General features: G+C 30.6%; 14 protein-coding genes and 1 pseudogene. All 15 read right to left on the bottom strand.

The genetic code is table 11. The features are described from left to right. Positions 1-4 precede the first annotated feature (4 nt). Entirely contained in the window at positions 5-244 is a 240-nt protein-coding gene (locus Q0617_RS12805) for a KH domain-containing protein (RefSeq protein WP_298753723.1), read from the bottom strand. An 8-nt stretch (positions 245-252) separates the two neighbouring features. Beyond that, complete coding sequence (gene rpsP / locus Q0617_RS12800) at positions 253-483, bottom strand: 30S ribosomal protein S16 (RefSeq protein ID WP_013136306.1); 231 nt, start codon at positions 481-483, stop codon at positions 253-255. Positions 484-564: 81 nt separating this feature from the next. After that, the gene (ffh, locus tag Q0617_RS12795; protein ID WP_298753722.1) at positions 565-1,920 is read right to left on the bottom strand and encodes a signal recognition particle protein; all 1,356 of its coding nucleotides are present in this window, start codon (positions 1,918-1,920) and stop codon (positions 565-567) included. Positions 1,921-2,093: 173 nt separating this feature from the next. Further along, on the bottom strand, positions 2,094-2,843 hold the full coding sequence (locus tag Q0617_RS12790; protein ID WP_298753721.1) for an RluA family pseudouridine synthase: 750 nt from the start codon (positions 2,841-2,843) through the stop codon (positions 2,094-2,096). Then, positions 2,830-3,978: a lipid IV(A) 3-deoxy-D-manno-octulosonic acid transferase gene (gene waaA, locus Q0617_RS12785; protein WP_298753720.1), complete on the bottom strand. Its 1,149-nt coding sequence runs from the start codon at positions 3,976-3,978 to the stop codon at positions 2,830-2,832. The genes Q0617_RS12790 and waaA overlap by 14 nt, the downstream gene beginning before the upstream one ends. A gap of 2 nt (positions 3,979-3,980) precedes the next feature. After that, positions 3,981-4,700 (bottom strand): C4-type zinc ribbon domain-containing protein, encoded by a 720-nt coding sequence (locus Q0617_RS12780; RefSeq protein WP_298753719.1) that lies wholly within the window; start codon positions 4,698-4,700, stop codon positions 3,981-3,983. After that, complete coding sequence (locus tag Q0617_RS12775) at positions 4,697-5,449, bottom strand: Nif3-like dinuclear metal center hexameric protein (RefSeq protein ID WP_298753718.1); 753 nt, start codon at positions 5,447-5,449, stop codon at positions 4,697-4,699. Before Q0617_RS12775 ends, Q0617_RS12780 begins: the two co-directional genes overlap by 4 nt. Next, positions 5,449-6,330, bottom strand: a complete 882-nt coding sequence (gene glyQ / locus Q0617_RS12770; RefSeq protein WP_298753717.1) for a glycine--tRNA ligase subunit alpha — start codon at positions 6,328-6,330, stop codon at positions 5,449-5,451. Before glyQ ends, Q0617_RS12775 begins: the two co-directional genes overlap by 1 nt. 104 nt (positions 6,331-6,434) lie before the next feature. Further along, a complete protein-coding gene (purE, locus tag Q0617_RS12765; protein ID WP_298753715.1) occupies positions 6,435-6,929 on the bottom strand; it encodes a 5-(carboxyamino)imidazole ribonucleotide mutase in 495 nt (164 codons plus the stop codon). 50 nt (positions 6,930-6,979) lie between these two features. Continuing rightward, on the bottom strand, positions 6,980-10,465 hold the full coding sequence (locus Q0617_RS12760; protein ID WP_298753714.1) for an acyl-[ACP]--phospholipid O-acyltransferase: 3,486 nt from the start codon (positions 10,463-10,465) through the stop codon (positions 6,980-6,982). A gap of 151 nt (positions 10,466-10,616) precedes the next feature. Beyond that, complete coding sequence (locus tag Q0617_RS12755; protein ID WP_298753713.1) at positions 10,617-10,844, bottom strand: thioredoxin family protein; 228 nt, start codon at positions 10,842-10,844, stop codon at positions 10,617-10,619. Next, positions 10,844-11,188: a gamma-glutamylcyclotransferase family protein gene (locus Q0617_RS12750; RefSeq protein ID WP_298753712.1), complete on the bottom strand. Its 345-nt coding sequence runs from the start codon at positions 11,186-11,188 to the stop codon at positions 10,844-10,846. Before Q0617_RS12750 ends, Q0617_RS12755 begins: the two co-directional genes overlap by 1 nt. Continuing rightward, entirely contained in the window at positions 11,188-12,045 is an 858-nt protein-coding gene (locus Q0617_RS12745) for an NAD(P)-dependent oxidoreductase (protein ID WP_298753711.1), read from the bottom strand. Before Q0617_RS12745 ends, Q0617_RS12750 begins: the two co-directional genes overlap by 1 nt. A 114-nt stretch (positions 12,046-12,159) precedes the next feature. Continuing rightward, a pseudogene (gene tkt, locus Q0617_RS12740) lies at positions 12,160-14,076 on the bottom strand (transketolase); the annotation flags it as partial. A gap of 102 nt (positions 14,077-14,178) precedes the next feature. Further along, positions 14,179-20,377: VWA domain-containing protein (locus tag Q0617_RS12735; RefSeq protein ID WP_298753710.1), on the bottom strand; the 6,199-nt coding region annotated here is incomplete at its 5' end.

Below are 20,377 nucleotides of genomic sequence, written 5' to 3'. Positions count from 1 at the left end.
CAAGTTAGTTAGCAACTACTTGTATTTTATATGATATTCCATCTTTTGCCTTACAGCCATTAGCCATAGTTTTTAAAGCATTTATCATATTTCCATTTTTTCCTATAAGTTTACCCACATCAGATGTGTCAGCACCTATAGTAACTTCAACAAAAGTATCATCAATTTGTTTTTCTGATACAGTTATTGAGTCTGGACTACTAGCAATAAGTTTCACATAGCTTTCAATGAAATTCTTAATCATGTTAAAACTTATTTTGCTTCAGCTAATTTTTTAACTTTTTCAGAAGGTTTAGCACCAACACTTAACCAATAGTTATATCTCTCTTCGTCAAGTTTTAATACTTTTGGTTCTGCTACTGGGTTATAATAACCAATTGATTCAATCCATCCTGAATCTCTTCTTTTTCTTGAATCTGTTACAACGATTCTATAAAATGGTTTCTTATTTCTACCCATTCTTGTTAATCTAATTACTGTCATGTTTTTCCTTTTTTTATTTAATAGTATTGAATTCTAAACTCACATTAGAAGTTTACAACTCAACACTATTTGTTAGTTTTTTTATCGAGGTAGACCTTGCATCCCACCAGGACCTTTCATTTGTGACATCATATTTGATAAGCCTTTCATTCCGCCTTTATTTGACAGTTGCTTAGCCATTTTTGATGCACTTTTAAATTGCTTCAAGATTTTATTAACTTGAACTTCTGATAATCCAGAACCCTTAGATAATCTTTTCTTTCTACTTGGATTTAAAAGAGATGGCATTTCTCGCTCTTTTGGAGTCATAGAACCTATTAATGCTTTGATTCTTTTTATCTCATCTGAGTTTTCAAAATCCATATCTTTAAGTTGTCCAGCCATTTGTGACATACCTGGAATCATTCCTAAAATAGATTTCATAGAACCTAATTTACTCATCATCTTAAGTTGTTCTAAAAAGTCATTAAAGTTAAATTCACCTTTTTTGATTTTCTTAGTTACTTCTTTAGCTTTCTTCTCATCAATAATTGCTGATGTTTTTTCTGCAAGTCCTTCAATATCTCCAGCGCCCATAAGTCTAGAAACAATTCTATCTGGAATAAATACTTCCAAATCTGGCATTTTCTCACCAGTACCAATAAATCTTAAAGGAACGCCAACTTGATCAGCTAAAGAGATTGCAACCCCACCTTTTGTATCACCATCATATTTAGATAAAATAACTCCATCGATTCCTATTTGTTCTTTAAAAGAACTTGCTGTTCTAGTTGCATCATGACCTGTTAATGAATCTGCCACATAAAAAATTTCATCTGGATTCAGTGCTTTTTTTACTTCGTGTAATTGATTCATCAATTCTGCATCAATTGCCAATCGACCTGCTGTATCCACTAGTAAAACATCATAATGTTCATCTTTAGCTTTTTTCTGAGCAGCTTTTGCTATTTTAATAGGATTTTTTTCACTATCATCAAAGTATAAGTCAACTTCTATTTGAGCAGATATTTGTTTCAACTGTTCAACTGCTGCAAGTCTTTGTAAATCACAAGCAGCTATTAAAACTTTTTTCTTTCTTAGTTTTAAATATGTTGCAAGTTTACCAGTTGTTGTAGTTTTACCTGACCCTTGTAGTCCAGTCATTAAAATAGTTGTAGGAGGAGTACTAGAGAAAACAAACCCTTGGTTACCCTCTGCTGTTAGTATAGTTGTTAAGTTTTCTTGTAAAGCCTTTAGAAAAGAGTTTTGACCTATTCCTAACTCTTTTGTTCTTAACTCAACATTGAAGATTAAATCTTTCGTAGTTTTATGGTGTACATCTGCTTTTAATAGTGCTTTTCTAAGTTCAGTTGTCGCTTTTTTTAATGACGCGGCATCATCTTTAAATCTTACTTTATTTACTGCACTTTTAATCGAACCAGTTATTACATCAAACAAAACTCTACTCCATTTTTTAAATTTGTGTGATTTTACTAAAGTAAAACTTCATTTATGTTTAATTGAGTGTATTTTAAGTTAGATTTTATATTAGTTTTTTAATTTTGATTGGTTTAATGACGTTTTTAAGGGTGTTTAGTAATTTTATTAAATTACTAAACCTTAATATTTATTTAAAGTCCAAAAATATTAAACTCTCTTGGAACTTTTGCTTCAAAAGTATAATCAAAGATTTTAGTAATTTTAGAGTGTAATAAAACTCTATTTACATGAGTTGAAGCTTTACCATAAACTACATCACCAATTATTGGATAATTTGCATTGTTCAGATGAACTCTAATCTGATGTGTTCTTCCTGTATCAATTACGATTTTAACTTTTGATTTATTTCCTTCAACAAGCATTGGATAAATAGTTGTTTTTGCACTTTTACCTTTTTTCATATCAACTTTACTTCTTGCAACACCTTTATTATTTTTGATAGTTAAAATTGGTTTATCAATAACTATTGTCTCGATAACTTTTCCTTCTACAACAGCAACATACTCTTTATATACGTTGTTATTTTTAAACTCTCTAATAGCTCTTGTTTGAAACTCTTCGTTTTTAGCAAAAAGCATAACCCCACTAGTCTCTTTATCAAGTCTATTTAGTAAAAGGTATTTTGGAAACTTTCTTGATATCTCATCTGCTGTTAAAAAAGCTGGTTTATCTACAGCTAAAATATCATCATCTTGAAATATCATTTTTATAGGAGCAACATCTTTTACAATAAATTTTGTATTTTCAGAGATATCTCCCCTTGCTATTAAAACTTTTTTATCCCCTACTTTTACTAAACCTTTATCTATTAAGTCTTTAGCTTTACTATTTGATATATTCTCTTGCTTTGCTAATACTTTATATGCTTTATCTTGTCCCATTTATTTCCCTTATTATTGGTTCTATTGTACCTTCGCCTTTTAAAGAGGCAGGTTTTATATCTTTTATTTCTCTCATTATATCTTTTAATTGAGAGTTTTTTACAATTTTATAATTCTCTATACACTCAAAAAGAGCTTTTTGGTTAAAGTAGTTTTCACCACTTATTACTCTACAATTAAAAAAGGCAGGCTCAACTGGATTATGTCCACCTATTTTTTCAAATGCCCCACCTAAAATAACTGCATCTGAAATTTCATATATATTATTAAGCTCACCCATAACATCTACCAAAATTATATCACTAGAAAAATCATTTTTCAAGGAAAACTTATGATAACTTATCTCTTTATTTTTTATAAAATCTAAAATAAGCTGATTTACTTTTTCAAATCTCTCTGGATGTCTTGGCACAATAATTAACTTTCCGAACTCTTTTTCATAAGAGTTTAAAATCAACTCTTCTTCATTTTCGTGAGTACTACCAGCTGTTATTACAAACTCATCTAGCTTTGTGAACTTATTTGTTCTTTTAGGTAGTGTTGCAAGTTTAATATTACCTATTACTTCAACATTTTTTGCACCCAACTCTTCAAGTCTATTTTTATCTATTTGGCTTTGGGCAAAAACTTTATCTATATTTTTAAATATTCTTTTATAAAACCAAGAAAACTTTTTATATGAACTGTATGACCTATCACTTATTCTTGCATTTATTAAAATAGTTTTTGTCTTTTTTATTTTTGCAAATAAAAAAAGCATATACCAAAGTTCTGCTTCCATGACTAATAAAATTTTTTGTTTATTAATCCAAAAAGGAAGTAGAAGTTCATAGGGTAAATATCTTACATTTTTACTTAATTTTTTTGCCTCATCATATCCTGTATTTGTTATAACTGATATATTTACCTCTTCTTCTATTGCATCAACAATGGGCTTAATTGCCTTTGTTTCACCAAAAGAACATACATGAAACCAGACCTTTGCTTCTTTAAAAGAACTATTGTCTTTTAAAAAAAATCTTGCGGGTAAAGCTTCTTTGTATTTTGTGTTTTTTGATTTAAATAAAATAAAGGGGATTGCTAAAATATATAATAGTAAAGATACTAAAAAATAAAATATTGAGAAGAGGCTCAAAGTTAAGCCTCTACAGTTTCTTCTTCTTTATAAATAATTCTTCCACAATGGGGACAATTAATAATCTCTTCTGATTTAATTACTTCTGCATATGTTTGATCACTAATTTTCATAAAACAACCATAACATGCTTGTTTTTTAACAGGAACAACAGCTGTATCTTTTGCCCATCTTTTAATTTTTTCATAGAATGTTAAAACTTTATTATCAAAATTTCCTAATAATTCAGCTCTATCTTGATATACAACATTTCTTTCTTTGTTGATTTCTTCAATAGCATTATCAACAGAAACTTGTAACTCTTTAATTCCATTCTCTTCTTCTGTTAACTTCTCTTGTAACTCTTTTAACTCTTCTTCTTTTGCAGTTGAAAGTTTATCAAGTCTTTCAATTTCTTCGTTTGCAAATGAAATTTGTTCTTTTGCAATCTCTTCTTCTAATTGTAAAGCTTTAACTTCTTTTTCTGTTTGAACTACTGCGCCTTTTTTAGAAATATCTTCTAATTTTGACTTTAATTCAGCTAAGTGAATATTATTTTTAGTTCTTTTTGATTTTATCTCATCAATTTGAGCATAAGTATCATTTATACCTTTTTTAATCTCTTCTGCAATCTCAACAAATGTTGCTAATTTGTCTTTTTCATTGTCAATTTGTGGTTCAAATGAACTAATTTTGCCGTCAAATTTTGATAATTTGATTAAATCCTCTAAATACTTGTTCAACCGTTTCTCCTTGTATTATAAAAACTGAATGGATTTTTTGAATTCGCCATTATAGCTGTTAATTTATTTTTTTTCAAATATTTTTCAATAAGAGAAAATAAAAGTGTAGTAAAATGGTGCTCACTTTCATAATGTCTTATATCAATTAATGAAATTCCTCTTGATTTTGCTTCCATTGCATCATGATATTTTATATCACCTGTTAAAAAACAATCCGCTTCAACTTCCGAAATCATCGACATTCCTGCTCCTGTTACCAAAGCAACTCTTTTAACCTCATCACTACATTTTACAAATTTCAATTCATCAATATCTAATTTTTTTGATATTTCTTCACAAAACTCATTAAATGATGAATTTACATTGGCATATGAGATATATTCTTCACTATTTTCTAAATCTAATCCCAAAATATCTTTTCCAACATATCTATTCAAATGTGTTTTATCTATATTTGTATGCATTGAAATTAGTGAAATATTTTTTTGAATCAGTACTCTTAAAATCTTGGTTGCGTATGAATCAAAATTTACTCTTTTAAGTGCTGAAAAAATCAAAGGATGGTGAGTGATAACTAAAGAGTTTTCTTCCATATTAGAAACTAATTCTTCATCCAAATCTATACTAATATAAACTTTTTCTACTTCATCATCATAACTACCTACAATCAATCCAGAATTATCCCACTTTTCTTGTAAAACAAAAGGTGAAAGTTCATCTAAATAATTATAAATATCTTTGATTTTCATTATTTACCAATTCTTTTTAATCTATCTTCTTCTTGTTCTTTATATAAAACAGCACATCCCATTGAAAGCTCTCTTACTTTTAAAATATAATTTTGTCTCTCAGTAACAGAAATTGCTTTTCTTGCATCAAGTGTATTAAAAGCGTGACTTGCCAACATACACTGGTCATATGCAGGAAGTGGAAGTCCAGCTTCTAAACAAGATTTACTTTCATTAAAAGCATCATCAAAATGTTTAAATAACATATCTACATTTGCAACTTCAAAATTATATTTAGAAAACTCATATTCACTCTCTTTATGAACATCTGCGTAAGTTGTTTTACCATATTCATTTTCATTCCAAACTATATCAAATACAGAATCAACCTCTTGTAAATACATAGCTAACCGTTCAGTTCCATATGTAATCTCTACAGCAACAGGGTCACAAGCTAATCCACCAACTTGTTGAAAATATGTAAACTGAGTAACTTCCATACCATCAAGCCAAACTTCCCATCCAAGTCCCCATGCTCCTAGTGTCGGAGATTCCCAGTTATCTTCTACAAATCTAATATCATGTTTAGAAATATCTAAACCTAAATACTCTAATGATTGTAAATATAAGTCTTGTATGTTGTCTGGGCTTGGTTTGATTAAAACTTGAAATTGATAGTAAGCCCCTAGTCTATTTGGATTTTCTCCATATCTTCCATCAGTTGGTCTTCTACTTGGTGCAACATATGCTGTACTCCAAGGTGTTGAGTCTAAACTTCTTAATAGTGTTGCAGGATGAAATGTCCCAGCACCAGCTGGCATATCATAAGGTTGAACAATATTACAACCCTGCTCTGCCCAAAATTGTTGTAATTTTAAAAGAAGTTGTGAAAATGTAATCATCTATTTTATCCCTAATACTTTTTGTATCTTATTTTTGTTTTGAATTATATTTTAAGATTATCACACTATTTGAATAAAAAAAACAAATAGCGTGATGTTTTAAACTATATTAATACTTCTATAGTTTTAGAATCAACTTCAACAGCTTTACTTTTTACTATTCTATCTTCTTTTAATTTTACAGCTAACTCTTTATCTGTAATAGCTAAAATTTGAATAGCTAAGTATGCAGCATTGATAGCACCTGCTTTTCCAAGAGCAACTGTAGCAACAGGCATTCCTGAAGGCATTTGAACAGTTGAAAGCATTGCATCCATACCATCCATAGCTCCACCTTTCATTGGAACTCCAATAACAGGTTTAGTTGTAGCTGCTGCTAATGCACCAGCTAAATGTGCAGCCATACCAGCAGCAGCAATAAAGGCAATTGCACCTTTTTCTTCAGCTTCTTTTACATAGTTTTTAGTTCTCTCAGGAGATCTATGTGCAGAAGAGATAATCATCTCATACTTTACATTGAATTGCTCCAATGTGTCAGCACAGTTTTTCATTATTTCATAATCAGATTTACTACCCATAATAATAGAAACAAAATTCATATTTTTCCTTTTATATTTTTATAAATAGTTGCGATTATATCAAAAAAATTCTAATTATTATATAAAGCTAATTCCTTTGACTTTTTAAAATCCTTTTTACCACTACCAAGCTTTGGGATTTCATCTACTATTTTTATTTTTGCAGGAATCATCAATTTATTATCAAATTTTTTAATAATATCATCTTTTAATTTTAAAACCTCATGTTCATCAACATGGGAAATTAACAATACTATTTTTTCACCTTTTTTTTCATCTTCAACTGAAGTAACAATAAAATCAACCTCAGAATCTTCTTTTAAAACTAGAAGTTTAGATATTTTATCTTCTATGGAAGCTAGACTTATCATCTCTCCTGCAAGTTTTGCAAATCTTGAATATCTATCAACTATAGTTATAAAACCATCTTTATCAATTTTTCCTTTATCTCCTGTTATATAATATAATTTCCCATCAATTCTTTTTAAAACTTTTGAAGTTTTTATCTCATCTTTTAAATACCCTTTCATAACTTGAATACCACAAATTACTATCATACCCTCTTCATTTGTTTTAAGCTCTTTAAGAGTATCTGGGTCAACTATTTTTATAATGGTTCCAGGTATAGGCATACCAACACTGGCTTTTTTTGAACCAATTTGAATAGTTCCATCACTTGCAAGTGTATCAGGAATATTACAAGCAACTACAGGAGAGGTTTCTGTCGTACCATAGCCTTCTAAAATATCTTTTTCAAATTTATTTTTAAAATCAACCCTAACCTCATCTCTTAATTTTTCAGCTCCAGCAACTACAAGTCTTAAACTATGAAACATAGTTTTATTTACTTTAGGATTTTTTGTATATAGTCTAAAAAAAGTTGAAGTTCCACACATAATTGTTGCTTTATATTCATCAACCAGTTTACCCAAACCTAACCCATCAGTTGGATCTGGATGAGCTACACATTTTATTCCTTCAATTAAAGGCAAAAATGTTGTAACCACTATTCCAAAAGCATGAAATAAAGGTAGAGATCCAACAATAATATCATCATGTGTTGCATTTATTATTGTAGCTATTTGTTGAGAATTTCCTAAAATATTATCACCACTTAGCTCAATACCTTTTGGGATATCTTCACTTCCTGATGAGAACATAATCATAACAGTATCATCTTTTTTTGTTTTACTTAAGAATATTGGTTTTAAAATAAATGAAGGTAAAAGTTTTATCATAGCAAAAGTTATAAAAGCACTTGATTTTGATATTTTTTTCTTTAAATCTTCCACATAAACTACATCAACTAATTCAAATATCTCTTTTACATCTATACCTTTTTTCTCTAACTTTTCAACAAACTTTTTAGAAGCAACTATTGTTTTAATTTCTGCTTGTAAAATTGCTTGTTTTATTGAGTTTAGTTCACTTGTATAATTTAGATTTACAAGAGTTTTTCCTAACATTAAACAAGAATAATTTATAAAAGCCCCTGCTGCTGTTGAAGGAAGAAGTAAACCTACATTTTTTCCTTTTATCTCTTTATGCAATAGATTTTTAAATAAAATTGAGGCAGTTAAGAATTTATTTCCCGATAGATTTACCCCTGTAGAATCTGCAAAAATCATCTCATTTGATACTGATTTTAATCTATCAAAAACCACTTCATTTAATGTAGCTAAGTTATTTGTATGCTCTTGCCAAGCGATAGTTGATAGATTTATAATATCTTGTTTTATACTAACTGCATTTGCTTTTTCTTTTTTTACTCTTTTTCCAAAAGATACCGTTACGCTATTTACTTTGTATGAATCTTTATATTTTTTACTTGCCCTTGAAAAAATTGTTTCCCAAAGACCTCTTATATAAAATGGTACTACTCTTATATCACTCATTGTTAATTCTAAGATTTTTTCAAAACCTTTTTTAAACTCACCCAAATGTCCATTTCTTGTAATACTTCCTTCTGGAAAAAGAACTACAATATTGCCCTTATCCAATTCATCTGCAACTATTTTAATAGTATTTTTACTTCCTGTTGTTCCTATAGGTATTGTTTTAAACATCCTTAAGAGCCAATTTAAATACCATTTGTTATAGATTGGTTTGTGCATTACAAATTTTACTTCCCTTGGAACTGCCATTAATACTACTGCCCAATCTATCCATGAAGTATGATTTCCTAGCAGTAATACTCCGCCAGTTGAAGGTATGTTTTTTATTCCACTAACTTCAAGTTTATATTTTATTCCAATAACACTTTTCAAAAATAGTAATATAAGTGATTGAGGTAGTTTAATTATTGTATATACTGTTCCTATAATAGTAATAAGTAAAATCAAATATATTGTATTGAGAGGGTTTAGATTATAAAAAGAGACAAGGGTTGTCATACACAACATCAAAAACATTGCAACTGAGTGAAACCAATTATTTCCTGCTAATACTGTTCCTAGTATTTTTTTCTTTGCATTAAATTGAATTAGTGCATTTAAAGGAACGACAAACATCCCTCCAAATATTCCAAAAAGGAAAAAAGAGACTCCAATAAAAAATGGACTTTGAGCTACGGTTGCTGCGTAAATAGTCGCTGCCATTCCTAGTGCAGATAAGGGTATAGTTCCTACTTCTATATAGTGTCTTGAAATACGAGAATAAAGAAGAGAACCAACCGCAATACCAACTCCTGATACACCAATTACTGCATTTATTACAAAAACATCAGTAACATTTAAATACTCTTTTGCAAAAGATGGAAAAACTGCCATGATACCTTGAGATATTCCCCAAAATACAGAAAGTCCAATAACAGATAAAAAAATTACACTATTTGAAGAGAGTACTTTTATATTTTTGCTTAAAAGTTCTCCTTTAAATAAAGCAAGCTTATCTAAAGCCATCTCTTTATCTCTTTTGTAATAAGTATTTACTCTTCTTAAAACTAAGAAAGAGACAATCATCTCTAAAAAAGCAACAGGTAAAATATAATATGTTAAAGGTAAAATTGCATATAAAAGTTCCTCTTTTGTATTTAAGAGTTCTAGGTTGTTACTATTATAAAAGCCTTCAAAAAAGAAAGAAGCACTAGCTATTGAAAAAAGTATCGCAATTATAGAGATTGCTTGCAGAGCTGAGTTTCCTGTGGATAGATTTTTTTTGCCATAAATATCAAGTATAAGCCCAAACTTTGCAGGTGAATATATGGCACTTTGTACTGCCAATAAAACTAAAATAAACATGGCAAAATAAAAATTTGAGATAATATATGCAAATATCATAAGAACTGATAATAAAAAAGAAGAAACTGCCCCATATATTAAAATATTTTTCTTATTGTATTTATCTGATAAATAACCGCTAAGTGTAAAAAGAAGTATAAAGGGAATAAGAATTAATGCATTTATGATGGATATCCAAATAACCTGCATACTTCCATCAAATATCTTAAAAGCAATATTTTGTAAAAAGATTTTATGGGCAATATCTACAACTACATTACAAAACACAACAAATAAAAAGGCAAATTTTATAACTACTAAATTATTTATTTTTCCCATTATCTGTTTTTTTTCTTCATTTTTTTCATCTAATACTCCATAAGATACATTTTATTTGAAGTATAAATATTTATGAATAAGAAGTCAAGTTACACTTGTAAATATGCAACCAAGTTGTAACCTTTATTTATGTTCATATTTAATATATTTATTAAAATAGTGCTTTTATTTCTTCACTATTTAAGAGCTTTCCTGTTGATTTCACTTCTCCATCTATCACAAGTGCAGGTGTACTCATAACACCATAAGCCATGATTTTTTCAATATCTTCAACTTTCTCAACTTGAGCGAAAACTCCTGCTTGAGCAAGAGCTTTTTTTGTATTTTCTTCTAAGGATTTACACTTTGTACATCCAGTACCTAAAATCTCTATTTTCATTATATCTCCTGTATGTGATCTTTTAATGTATAAATATAAGTATCTACTTCTAACTCATCATATCTCTCAACAGTTACGGGTGTTCTCACAAATTCAGCCCCTTCAAACTCATCTAAATAATCCCAATGATTAATCAAATTTGATGAAGTAAATAAAAATCCATGCACAGTGTCACCCTCTGGGTTAAGTCTTATTCCTGGATATCCCATACCTGCACTCCAACCAGCATCTATCAAAAATCCCTTTGCCGTTGCAGGTACAAACTTACCAACTATATTTTCTAACACATGACCATTTGGACAGTTTGGCATAAGTGTTCCATAAACAAAAAGTGTCTCTGTCATTATTTCTCTGCTTTAAATAGTTGATAAATAGATGAAAAATCTTCATCACCTTTACCTAACATCTTCATTTTAGAAAATAGTTCTTTTGGAATAGCTGCGCTGTAAAGTGGTTGGTTTAAACTAAAAGCTAAGTTTTGGAGAAGATGTAAGTCTTTATTTATTGCACTATTTGAAAAGTGTGGAGAAAAATCTTCATCAATAAGTTTTTGTGTTTTAGCTTTTAAAACAAGTGATTGTCCACCACCTACACCTAAAATCTCTAAGGCTTTTGATTTATCTATTTCACAACTCTCTGCAAGTGCAGTACACTCTGCTAAAGTTGTCATAAATGAACCAAGACACAGATTATTGATAAGTTTCATTTTTGTAGCACTTGCAGGTTTTTCTAAATAAAATATCTCTTTTGCTATTTTTTCTAGTATTGGTTTTGCATTATCAAAAACCTCTTTTTTACCTGAACTTACAACTGTCAATTCACCTTTAAGTGCAGGAGCTACACTCCCAAAAACTGGATTTTCTAAATAATAACCACCTAATCCATTTACTGCTTCATGGAACTTTAAAACATCTTCATAATGATTCGTAGTCAAATCAATAATAGTCTTACCTTTTATCTCTTCACATAATAAGCCATCCGGCATAGAAAAGATGTTATTAACAGCAGGAGAATCAAATAGACACATAAATATAGTATCGCATTTAGCTAGTAACTCTTTAGGAGAGTTTACAATTTTATATCCTAAATCTTTTATTTTTTCAGCATTTCTATTATAAACAACTAGCTCTTCACCAACATCACTTAATCTTGAAGCAATAGCACATCCAAGATTCCCAAGTCCTATAAAACCTATAGACATATTTTCTCCTAAGTTTTTTACTATGTATTATAAGGATATTACATTAAATAAAGATGATATTTTTAAATTGAATTGAAAGAAGTGTTGAAAAGATGAGTTAACTCATCTTTTCATTTATTTTAAGTCAGCTAAGATTTTAGCCTTAAGTTTAGTAATTGTAAATCCAAATTGGTCAAATAAGTCATTTGCAGGACCAGAAGCTCCAAAAGTATCCATACCATAAACTACATCAGCAAATTTATAATACTCTAAACCTCGTGCAGCCTCTACAGCAAATACTTTAGTACTAGGATCAATGATTGTATCAATATATGTTTTATCTTGCTCTACAAGTAAATCATAACAAGGTACAGAAACAACATTTGCTATTACACCCTCTTCTTCTAAAGAACAAGCAGTTTGAAGTGCTAGCATTAGCTCACTTCCAGATGCCATAATTGTAATAGTTGCATTTTCTCTTTTTTTAACAAGATATCCACCATTTGAAACTTCACCAAATGCTCTATCATCTTTTAATACTTTTAATCCTTGTCTTGAACATACAAAAGCAGAAGGAGCATTTAATTTTAACGCCACTTTCCAAGAAGCCACATTTTCAGTTGCATCTGCTGGTCTAAATACATAAAAGTTTGGTAGTGCTCTAAATTGTGTTAAATGTTCAATTGGTTGGTGAGTTGGTCCATCTTCTCCAACACCAATAGAATCATGAGTCCAAACAAAATATTGAGGAATAGAAGCCAGTGCTGCAAGTCTAGCTGCTGGTTTTAAATAGTCACTAAATACAAAGAATGTTGCAGAAAATACTCTAAATAGTCCATATAAGTTCATAGCATTACAAATAGATGCCATAGCGTGCTCTTTGATACCAAAGTGGATATTTTTACCATTTGGAAAATCACCAGCACCTTTTAATTCTGTTTTATTTGATGGTGCTAAATCTGCACTTCCACCAATAAACCCAGGAAGAGCTTGTGAAATTGCATTTAGGATTTTATGATTTGAATCTCTTGTTGCTACACTTGAATCTGCTTCAAACTCAGGATAAACAATAGAATCTAAATCAGGATTTTGTAATTTTTCTATTTGCTTTTTAGAATCACTTGATAAAGAGTCATTCCAAGCCTTTTCACTTTCAGCTCCACTTGTAGTTTTATCAAAAGCAGCTTTTACATCATCAGAAACATAAAAAAACTCTTCAGGGTTAAATCCTGCTTTTGTTTTTGAAGCAGATATCTCATCAACACCTAAAGGTGCACCATGTGTATGGTGACTTCCCTCCATAGTTGCAGCACCTTTTCCAATAGCTGTTTTTGCTATAATAAGGACTGGTTTTGAAGAAGTTTTTGCTTTTGCAATTGCTTCATCTATTTGAGTAAAATCATGCCCATCTATTTCTAATACTTCAAAATCAATTGCTTCAAATCTTTTCTTAACATCTTCACTCCAAGCAATAGAAGTATCACCTTCAATAGTAATAGAGTTTGAATCATAAATAATAACTAGATTGTCAAGACCTAAGTGTCCAGCAGTTGCTGTTGCTTCATATGAAAGACCTTCTTGTAAATCTCCATCTCCACATAAACAAAAAACTTTGTGATTGATTACATCTTCACTTAAAATATTTTTTGCATATTTACTAGCCATTGCAAAACCAACTGCATTTGCAATACCTTGCCCCAATGGTCCAGTTGTAATTTCTACCCCATGTGTATGTCCATATTCAGGGTGTCCTGGAGTTTTAGAATTTGTTTGTCTGAAGTTTTTAATATCTTCAATACTTACATCAAATCCCCAAAGATGTAATAAAGAATAAACTAATCCAGTTGCATGACCACCTGAAAAAACTAATCTATCTCTGTTAAGCCACTTTGAATTTGCTGGGTTTACATTTAAATGTTTGCTCAATACCGTTGCAATGTCAGCAAGTCCCATAGGTGCACCTGGGTGTCCTGAGTTTGCTTTTTGAACCATATCTGAAGCCAAGAATCTGATTGTATCCGCTTGTTTTTGAAGTAAATTATTTGACATATTTTTCCTACTGTGTTGTGAGTTTTAAATTGTATTTCGCGGATTATAACTAATTTTTTATAAAGATAAAATTTGTAGAAAAGAGAAGTCTCTCTTTTCTACTTATTAAAAGTCTGGATCAATTGAAACATCATCGTCAATAAGTACTTTTACATTTGAACTTATTCCTTCATAAACATTGAATGTTTCTCCATCAATTTCTTCTTGTCCTTTACTAGCCCAATTATCTTTTCCACCTTCAAGAGTAACTTTATCATCACTATCTCCGAAAATTTTTAACTCATTATCACTATCTGTAATATTTAAAATATCTTCTAGATTTATACTGATATCTTGTGCATCTGAATTAGTTAAATCTATATTTTCAATACTTTTTATTTCAGTTTGTTCTAAAATATTTCCTAAATCTATATCTTGATTTGTTAAAATTAATGTATCTTCTCCTGAGCCACCATCAATTTTATCCCAATTATCGCCAGCTTTGATTGTATCATCACCAGAACCAGCATCAATTTCTGACCACCCATGTGATTTTGAATCTCCTACTTGAAGTGTATCATTTCCACTACCTAAAGTAATTTTATCCCAATCATCACCAGCCTTAATATTATCATTTCCACTATCAGCTTCAATTTTAGACCAATTGTTGCTATCTGCATTTCCGATTGTTAAATTATCATCTCCGCCTTCTAAATCGACTCTATCCCATTTATTTCCTGCAATAATAACATCATCAGCATCACTAGTTTCAATTTTTTCCCAACCATTTGTTCCATCACCTTTATCAACTGCATTTTCAGTTATAGGATCTTCAATAGTTGTAGAAGGAGTATCATTATTATCTGATGTAGCTGCAATTACATTCATACCTACATTAAATGAAGTTGTATCTCCATCTTCATCTCTTGCTGTTACTGCAAATGTTTCAAGAACATCAGATGTAAAATCAGATGAATTTACAGTATATGTATATGCACCAGTGATGAAATTTACAGCTAATGTTGCCCCTAGTGGAGTTGTGATTGGCATATCGTTTGAAGTATAATCTGTTCCACCTATTGTAATTTTTGTTAATGTAATATCTCCGTTTCCTCCGCTTACATTATCTAATATATTCCCACTTACACTTGTTGTTATATCATTTGATGGTATAGATAAACTTAACTGTGTTGAATCAGTTACAACAGTTGTCTCTACATTTCCAGCTTGTGCTAAGATATCTAGATAACTTGTATCACTTATTCCACTTCCCATTGCTATTACGTGTAAACTATCAACATATGTATCTACAAAGTTATCCCACCCTGTTTGATAAGAACTATCTAACCATCCATTTTCATAATCTGTTCCTGTATTATGATGTCGGTCATATCCTTCATTATTCTCTCTTGTTGGCTCACCATCAGATATAAAGTATGCTACTGTTCTATCTGCACTTGGTTCGGTATAGTTGTTATATGTTTCATAAACCGCATCTTCATAGTTTGTATAACCACCTGCACTTAAATCATTTATAGTATCAATAGCTTCTTCTGCACTCATCCAATTATTTACAGCTTGACCTTCCGCATTAAATGTTACAAGTTTCACATTTACACTACCTTGTGATTCATACTCATTTATCATATTTTCTAAGGCTTCTTTTGCCAATGCTAATCTATTTACATGTTCATTATTATTTGTCATACTTCCTGAAACATCAAGTGTTATTACTACATTTGTAGCAATTGCTGTACTTGATGCTCCATCAAAGTTTAATGTTTGGGTTTCATCTACACTCTCTGGAACTAAATCTTCTGGAACAACTACATTAATATTAACATTAAATGCTGTTGTATCTCCATCTTCATCACTTGCTGTTACAGTAAATACTTCAGAAACATCTGCTGTAAAATTATTAGAGCTTCCAGAGTATGTATAATCTCCCGTTGTAAAGTCGATATTTAAAGTTGCACCCTCTGGAGTTGTAATAGGCATATCTGCTGAAGTATAATCTGTATCACCGATTGTAATTTTTGTTAATGTTATATTTCCATCTCCACCGCTTACATTATCTAAAATATTTCCAGAAACTGAATCTGAACTAACTGTATTTGATAAAGTACTATTTAAATCATTTGCATCATCTACAACTATTACATTATTGTTTTCTACTATTTCAGATAAATATTGTGTCAATGAATCATCACCTATTCCTACTGAATAACTATGAGTAAATGGTAAAGCTTTAAATGCAGTAGCTATTGCATCTGTTACACCTGTTGTATCATAACCATTTCCTGTTCTTGTTTCATATGTACCATTATTATTTGTATCTACCATATTATATGTTGGTTTTCCATCAGATACAAAATATGAAATCATTTGGTCACTTAAAGGTACAGTCTCACTATTCATAGCTGTAGTTACATCTACTAATGCATCATCATAGTTAGTACCACCATCAGCAGTAAAACCATTTATATATGCTTTTGCTTCAGATATGCTTAACCATACTGAACCTGTATTTCCTGTCAATGTTTGACCATAATTAGCAAATGATGTCAACATAATTTTCACATCACCTAAATCAGCATATTTATCAATCATATTTATTGTTGATTCTTTTGCTAATTCTAATTTATCACCTTTCATACTTCCTGAAACATCAAAGGTAAGTACTAAGTTTGTTGAAAGTGCATTATCACTAATATCTAAGGTTTGTGTCTCGTCTATACTTTCTGGCATTTGATCTATATCCTCAGCCATTGAAGAAGTAGTACCTTCAACTAAGGTAATAGTTGTATCAACAGTTGCAGGATTTCCAGCTTTATCTTCTGTTGTAACATTTATTGATATTTCACCAGATGATAATTCACTTACATCATAATCCTCAATAGAATAAGAGCCATTACTTTGTACTTGTGCTGTTGTTGTTACAGTGTTAACTCCATCAGTTAATTCAATATTTACAGTTTGTCCAGCTTCAATATCTGTTGTAGTTCCTGAAATATCTAAAGTTTCTGTTGTATTATCAAAATTAATTGTATTTCCATTTACATCTACAAAACTAGCAGGCTCTACATAAAATCCACTATCACTTGCTTGTCCATTGTCTGTATGAGCATCAAATGCAATATAGGCAAAGTTTTCGCCTAAATTATCTATAGTAAGATAAATATCTCCACCATTACTTTCAAATGTACCTACAGTTATGGCATCACCATTTGAATCAAAAGCAACCCATCCTCCTTCAAATGATTCATTTGAAGGAACATTTAATTTAAATGTTGCACTTGAAGAGTCTTGATTAAGAGCAATTAAAAGTGTTTCGTTATCATCAATTCCACTTTCACTCTCATTTTGATTATTTTGAATGCCAACACCATACTCTGTTGTTACAGCAGTTTCATTTACACTATTAAGTTTTATACTTCCTGGATTATTAAAGTTTCCAGTCATGAAATTATCACCATTGTAAGCATATGCTGTATATATTGCATCTGCTGTACTTGTAATATCTGCATTATCTATTGTAATATTAGCAGTTGTATCCATATCTACAGTATCACTTGCACTTGCAGTATTTCCATATGTATCTTCACTACTTAAATTAACAGTTAATGTTCCATCACTTAATGAAGAAACATCAAAGTTTTCTATACTGAATGTTCCATCACTATTTACTGTTACATTCGCTGGATCAATTTGAATAGCTGAAGTTCCATCTGTTACACTTAAACTTGTAATAGTTGCTCCAACTTCTATTTGACCACCAATAGTTGCTTTTTCTACACTTCCATCACTTGCATCAATAACATCATTTGAATCACTAGCATCTACAATTGAAACAGTTGCAGTAGTTGAGTTATCCACATCATCATCAATTATTGTTCCTGTTGCTGTATCACTATAAGTAACTTTAGATGCAATTGCTTCATTTGATGAATCAATTCCACTAACTGAAACAATATAAGACTCATTATTTTCATCAAGTATATCTTCTATTGTATCATTGAATAAGAATACTCCACTCGTACCACCATAAATTCTTACAGCAGTTTGAGATGAATAATCAGATGATTCAGCGCCATTTGCTGATGTTGGGTTATAATTTAAGTTAACTTCTACCCATTCACCTGCTGGAACTCTTACTTCATTTCCATTTTCATCTACTAGTGTAATTTTATGAACTAATGTTCCACCTTCTATAGTTTCTGCATTTCCAATTTGTACGTAAATATTTTCAGGTAAATTATCTACTGATACATTATTTAGATTAAGTTTTAAAGATGCAGTTTCTGTATCCCCATCTCCATCAGTTACAATAATTGGTATATTAATTTCTCCACCTGATAAAGAAGCACTTTGAGTAATAGAATAATCTCCACTTGATGAATCTATAGAAATAGTTGCAGCTCCATCATCTTTTGATAAAGTTAATTTATCTTGGCTTAAAGTCCAACCATCTAGTTCACCTAAGTTAAATGACCCTTCTCCATCAGCTCCAAATGATACATCAATATTAGCATCATCAGCTAAAGTTCCTTTAGTAGTCACTTCTGAAGCTGTCATACTTATATCATCGATTGCCATACCCCAGTTATCACTACCTTCTCCAACTTCTTTAAACTCTAGTCTGTTAGTTCCATCACCAGAACCACCAACTACTTCTATAGAAGATGTATTCCATCCTGATTGGTTACCTTCAATAACTTGAATAAGTTCTCCACCCCAGTAAACTTCTAATACTCCAGAGTCAGACTCATTTGCCTGTGTAAAGGCTTTATCTGCATATGCAAAGTTTAATTCATATACTACATCATCTTGAACGCCACCAATAATTTGTCCGATATGAGTATTTTCTACATCACTATCTCCACTATTATTAGTCTCTCCTAAGTCCATATAATTTGATCCATCAGCTGTTCCAACATTAGCATGGGCACCTTCATGTGGCTCCATCCATTCAGAAGTTGGACTCATAAGTTGCCAACCTTCCATAGACTGCATTCCTGACCAGTTTCCAGATGAAATATCTTGGTCATCAATAAAGCCTTTGTTTCCACTTCCATTAACTCTATGACCAGTTATATTTTCAAAACTTCCGTTTATAATTAAATTGCTAAATTGACTATTATCTAAGCTGATAGCATTTTCATTTGAATCATCTATTGAAACAATATCATCTGCTATAGTTATATCTAAAGTAGTCTCTTCACTATTTTCATCATTTGAAGCAACTATTTTTAATCCAAGTGTTTGAGCATCTTCACTAGTTGTATCCATGTGATCTACTACACCAACTAAGTCAAATTCATAAGATGTACCATCTTCTGACAACGTTGTCGTAAATACTGGACCATCTTCAGTTTCACCAACTATAGTTTTCCCATCAGAACTAACGCTCAATGAGATTTCTTTTCCATGAGATGTTAATGATGTAGTTTGATTACTTGCAAATACTACTTGATCAACATTTTCTATTGTTATATCTCCTGTAACAACTTTTTGTGTAGCATATCCATCATTATCAGTAGTACCAACTAGAGCATCTTCATCAACTTCAACAGCATTTGCTTTTACTTTTACTGTTTTATCAATGATAGTTGTTGTGACACTATCATTACTTACTACTAAATTCTCAAAGTTCCCACCACTTACTTCATAACTGCCAGTTGCATCTTTTGCAATAGATACTTTAAAGTCTTCATTTCCTTCTACTTCACTATCTTTAACTGTTTCAACAGTAAAAGTAGCTTTTGTTTGACCTGCTTTTATAATAACATCTTGAGTCACATCAACTATATCACCACTTTCAGTAGTAATATGTCCAGTTACAACTTTAACTGTTACATCAGTTTGTGCTTTTTCATCTATTTCAATAGTATATTTAGCTGTTTTTCCCTCTTTTACTTCACTAGAACCAGAAATTGTTAAGTTTACATCAGTTATTGAATCAAGAACATCATGGCTAGTTGCATCATTAACTGGTGTTACTTGCTCATATCCTGAATTATTACTTGCAGTTAAATCTGTTGGTGCTGGAATTGTATCTGTATCTGTAAACACATCTGATTCTGTAAAGTCAACTGTTGTTGTTCCTTCAGTTTGTCCTGCTGCTACAGTTATAGTTTTTTCAACACCATCTACTTTAAATGTAAATGTCTCATCTGCTGTTGGAGCTGTATCTAAAGTCATTGTATATGTAACAGTTGCTCCATCTTCATTTCCTGTAATTGCTGATGTTAATGTTGCATTTGTATTATCTATTGAATCAAGAACATCATGGCTAGTTGCATCATTAACTGGTGTTACTTGCTCA

The organism is uncultured Arcobacter sp., from assembly GCF_937982575.1.
GTDB lineage: Bacteria > Campylobacterota > Campylobacteria > Campylobacterales > Arcobacteraceae > Arcobacter.
The sequence above is the reverse complement of the archived record's forward strand: the minus strand, read 5'-3'. Positions and strand labels throughout refer to the sequence as shown.

Excerpts from the sequence above, each read along its gene's own strand:
- Q0617_RS12805 (WP_298753723.1), bottom strand. The coding sequence starts at position 244 with ATGATTAAGAATTTCATTGAAAGCTATGTGAAACTTATTGCTAGTAGT.
- rpsP (WP_013136306.1), bottom strand. The coding sequence starts at position 483 with ATGACAGTAATTAGATTAACAAGAATGGGTAGAAATAAGAAACCATTT.
- Q0617_RS12790 (WP_298753721.1), bottom strand. The coding sequence starts at position 2,843 with ATGGGACAAGATAAAGCATATAAAGTATTAGCAAAGCAAGAGAATATA.
- Q0617_RS12775 (WP_298753718.1), bottom strand. The coding sequence starts at position 5,449 with ATGAAAATCAAAGATATTTATAATTATTTAGATGAACTTTCACCTTTT.
- glyQ (WP_298753717.1), bottom strand. The coding sequence starts at position 6,330 with ATGATTACATTTTCACAACTTCTTTTAAAATTACAACAATTTTGGGCA.
- purE (WP_298753715.1), bottom strand. The coding sequence starts at position 6,929 with ATGAATTTTGTTTCTATTATTATGGGTAGTAAATCTGATTATGAAATA.
- Q0617_RS12760 (WP_298753714.1), bottom strand. The coding sequence starts at position 10,465 with ATGGGAAAAATAAATAATTTAGTAGTTATAAAATTTGCCTTTTTATTT.
- Q0617_RS12755 (WP_298753713.1), bottom strand. The coding sequence starts at position 10,844 with ATGAAAATAGAGATTTTAGGTACTGGATGTACAAAGTGTAAATCCTTA.
- Q0617_RS12750 (WP_298753712.1), bottom strand. The coding sequence starts at position 11,188 with ATGACAGAGACACTTTTTGTTTATGGAACACTTATGCCAAACTGTCCA.
- Q0617_RS12745 (WP_298753711.1), bottom strand. The coding sequence starts at position 12,045 with ATGTCTATAGGTTTTATAGGACTTGGGAATCTTGGATGTGCTATTGCT.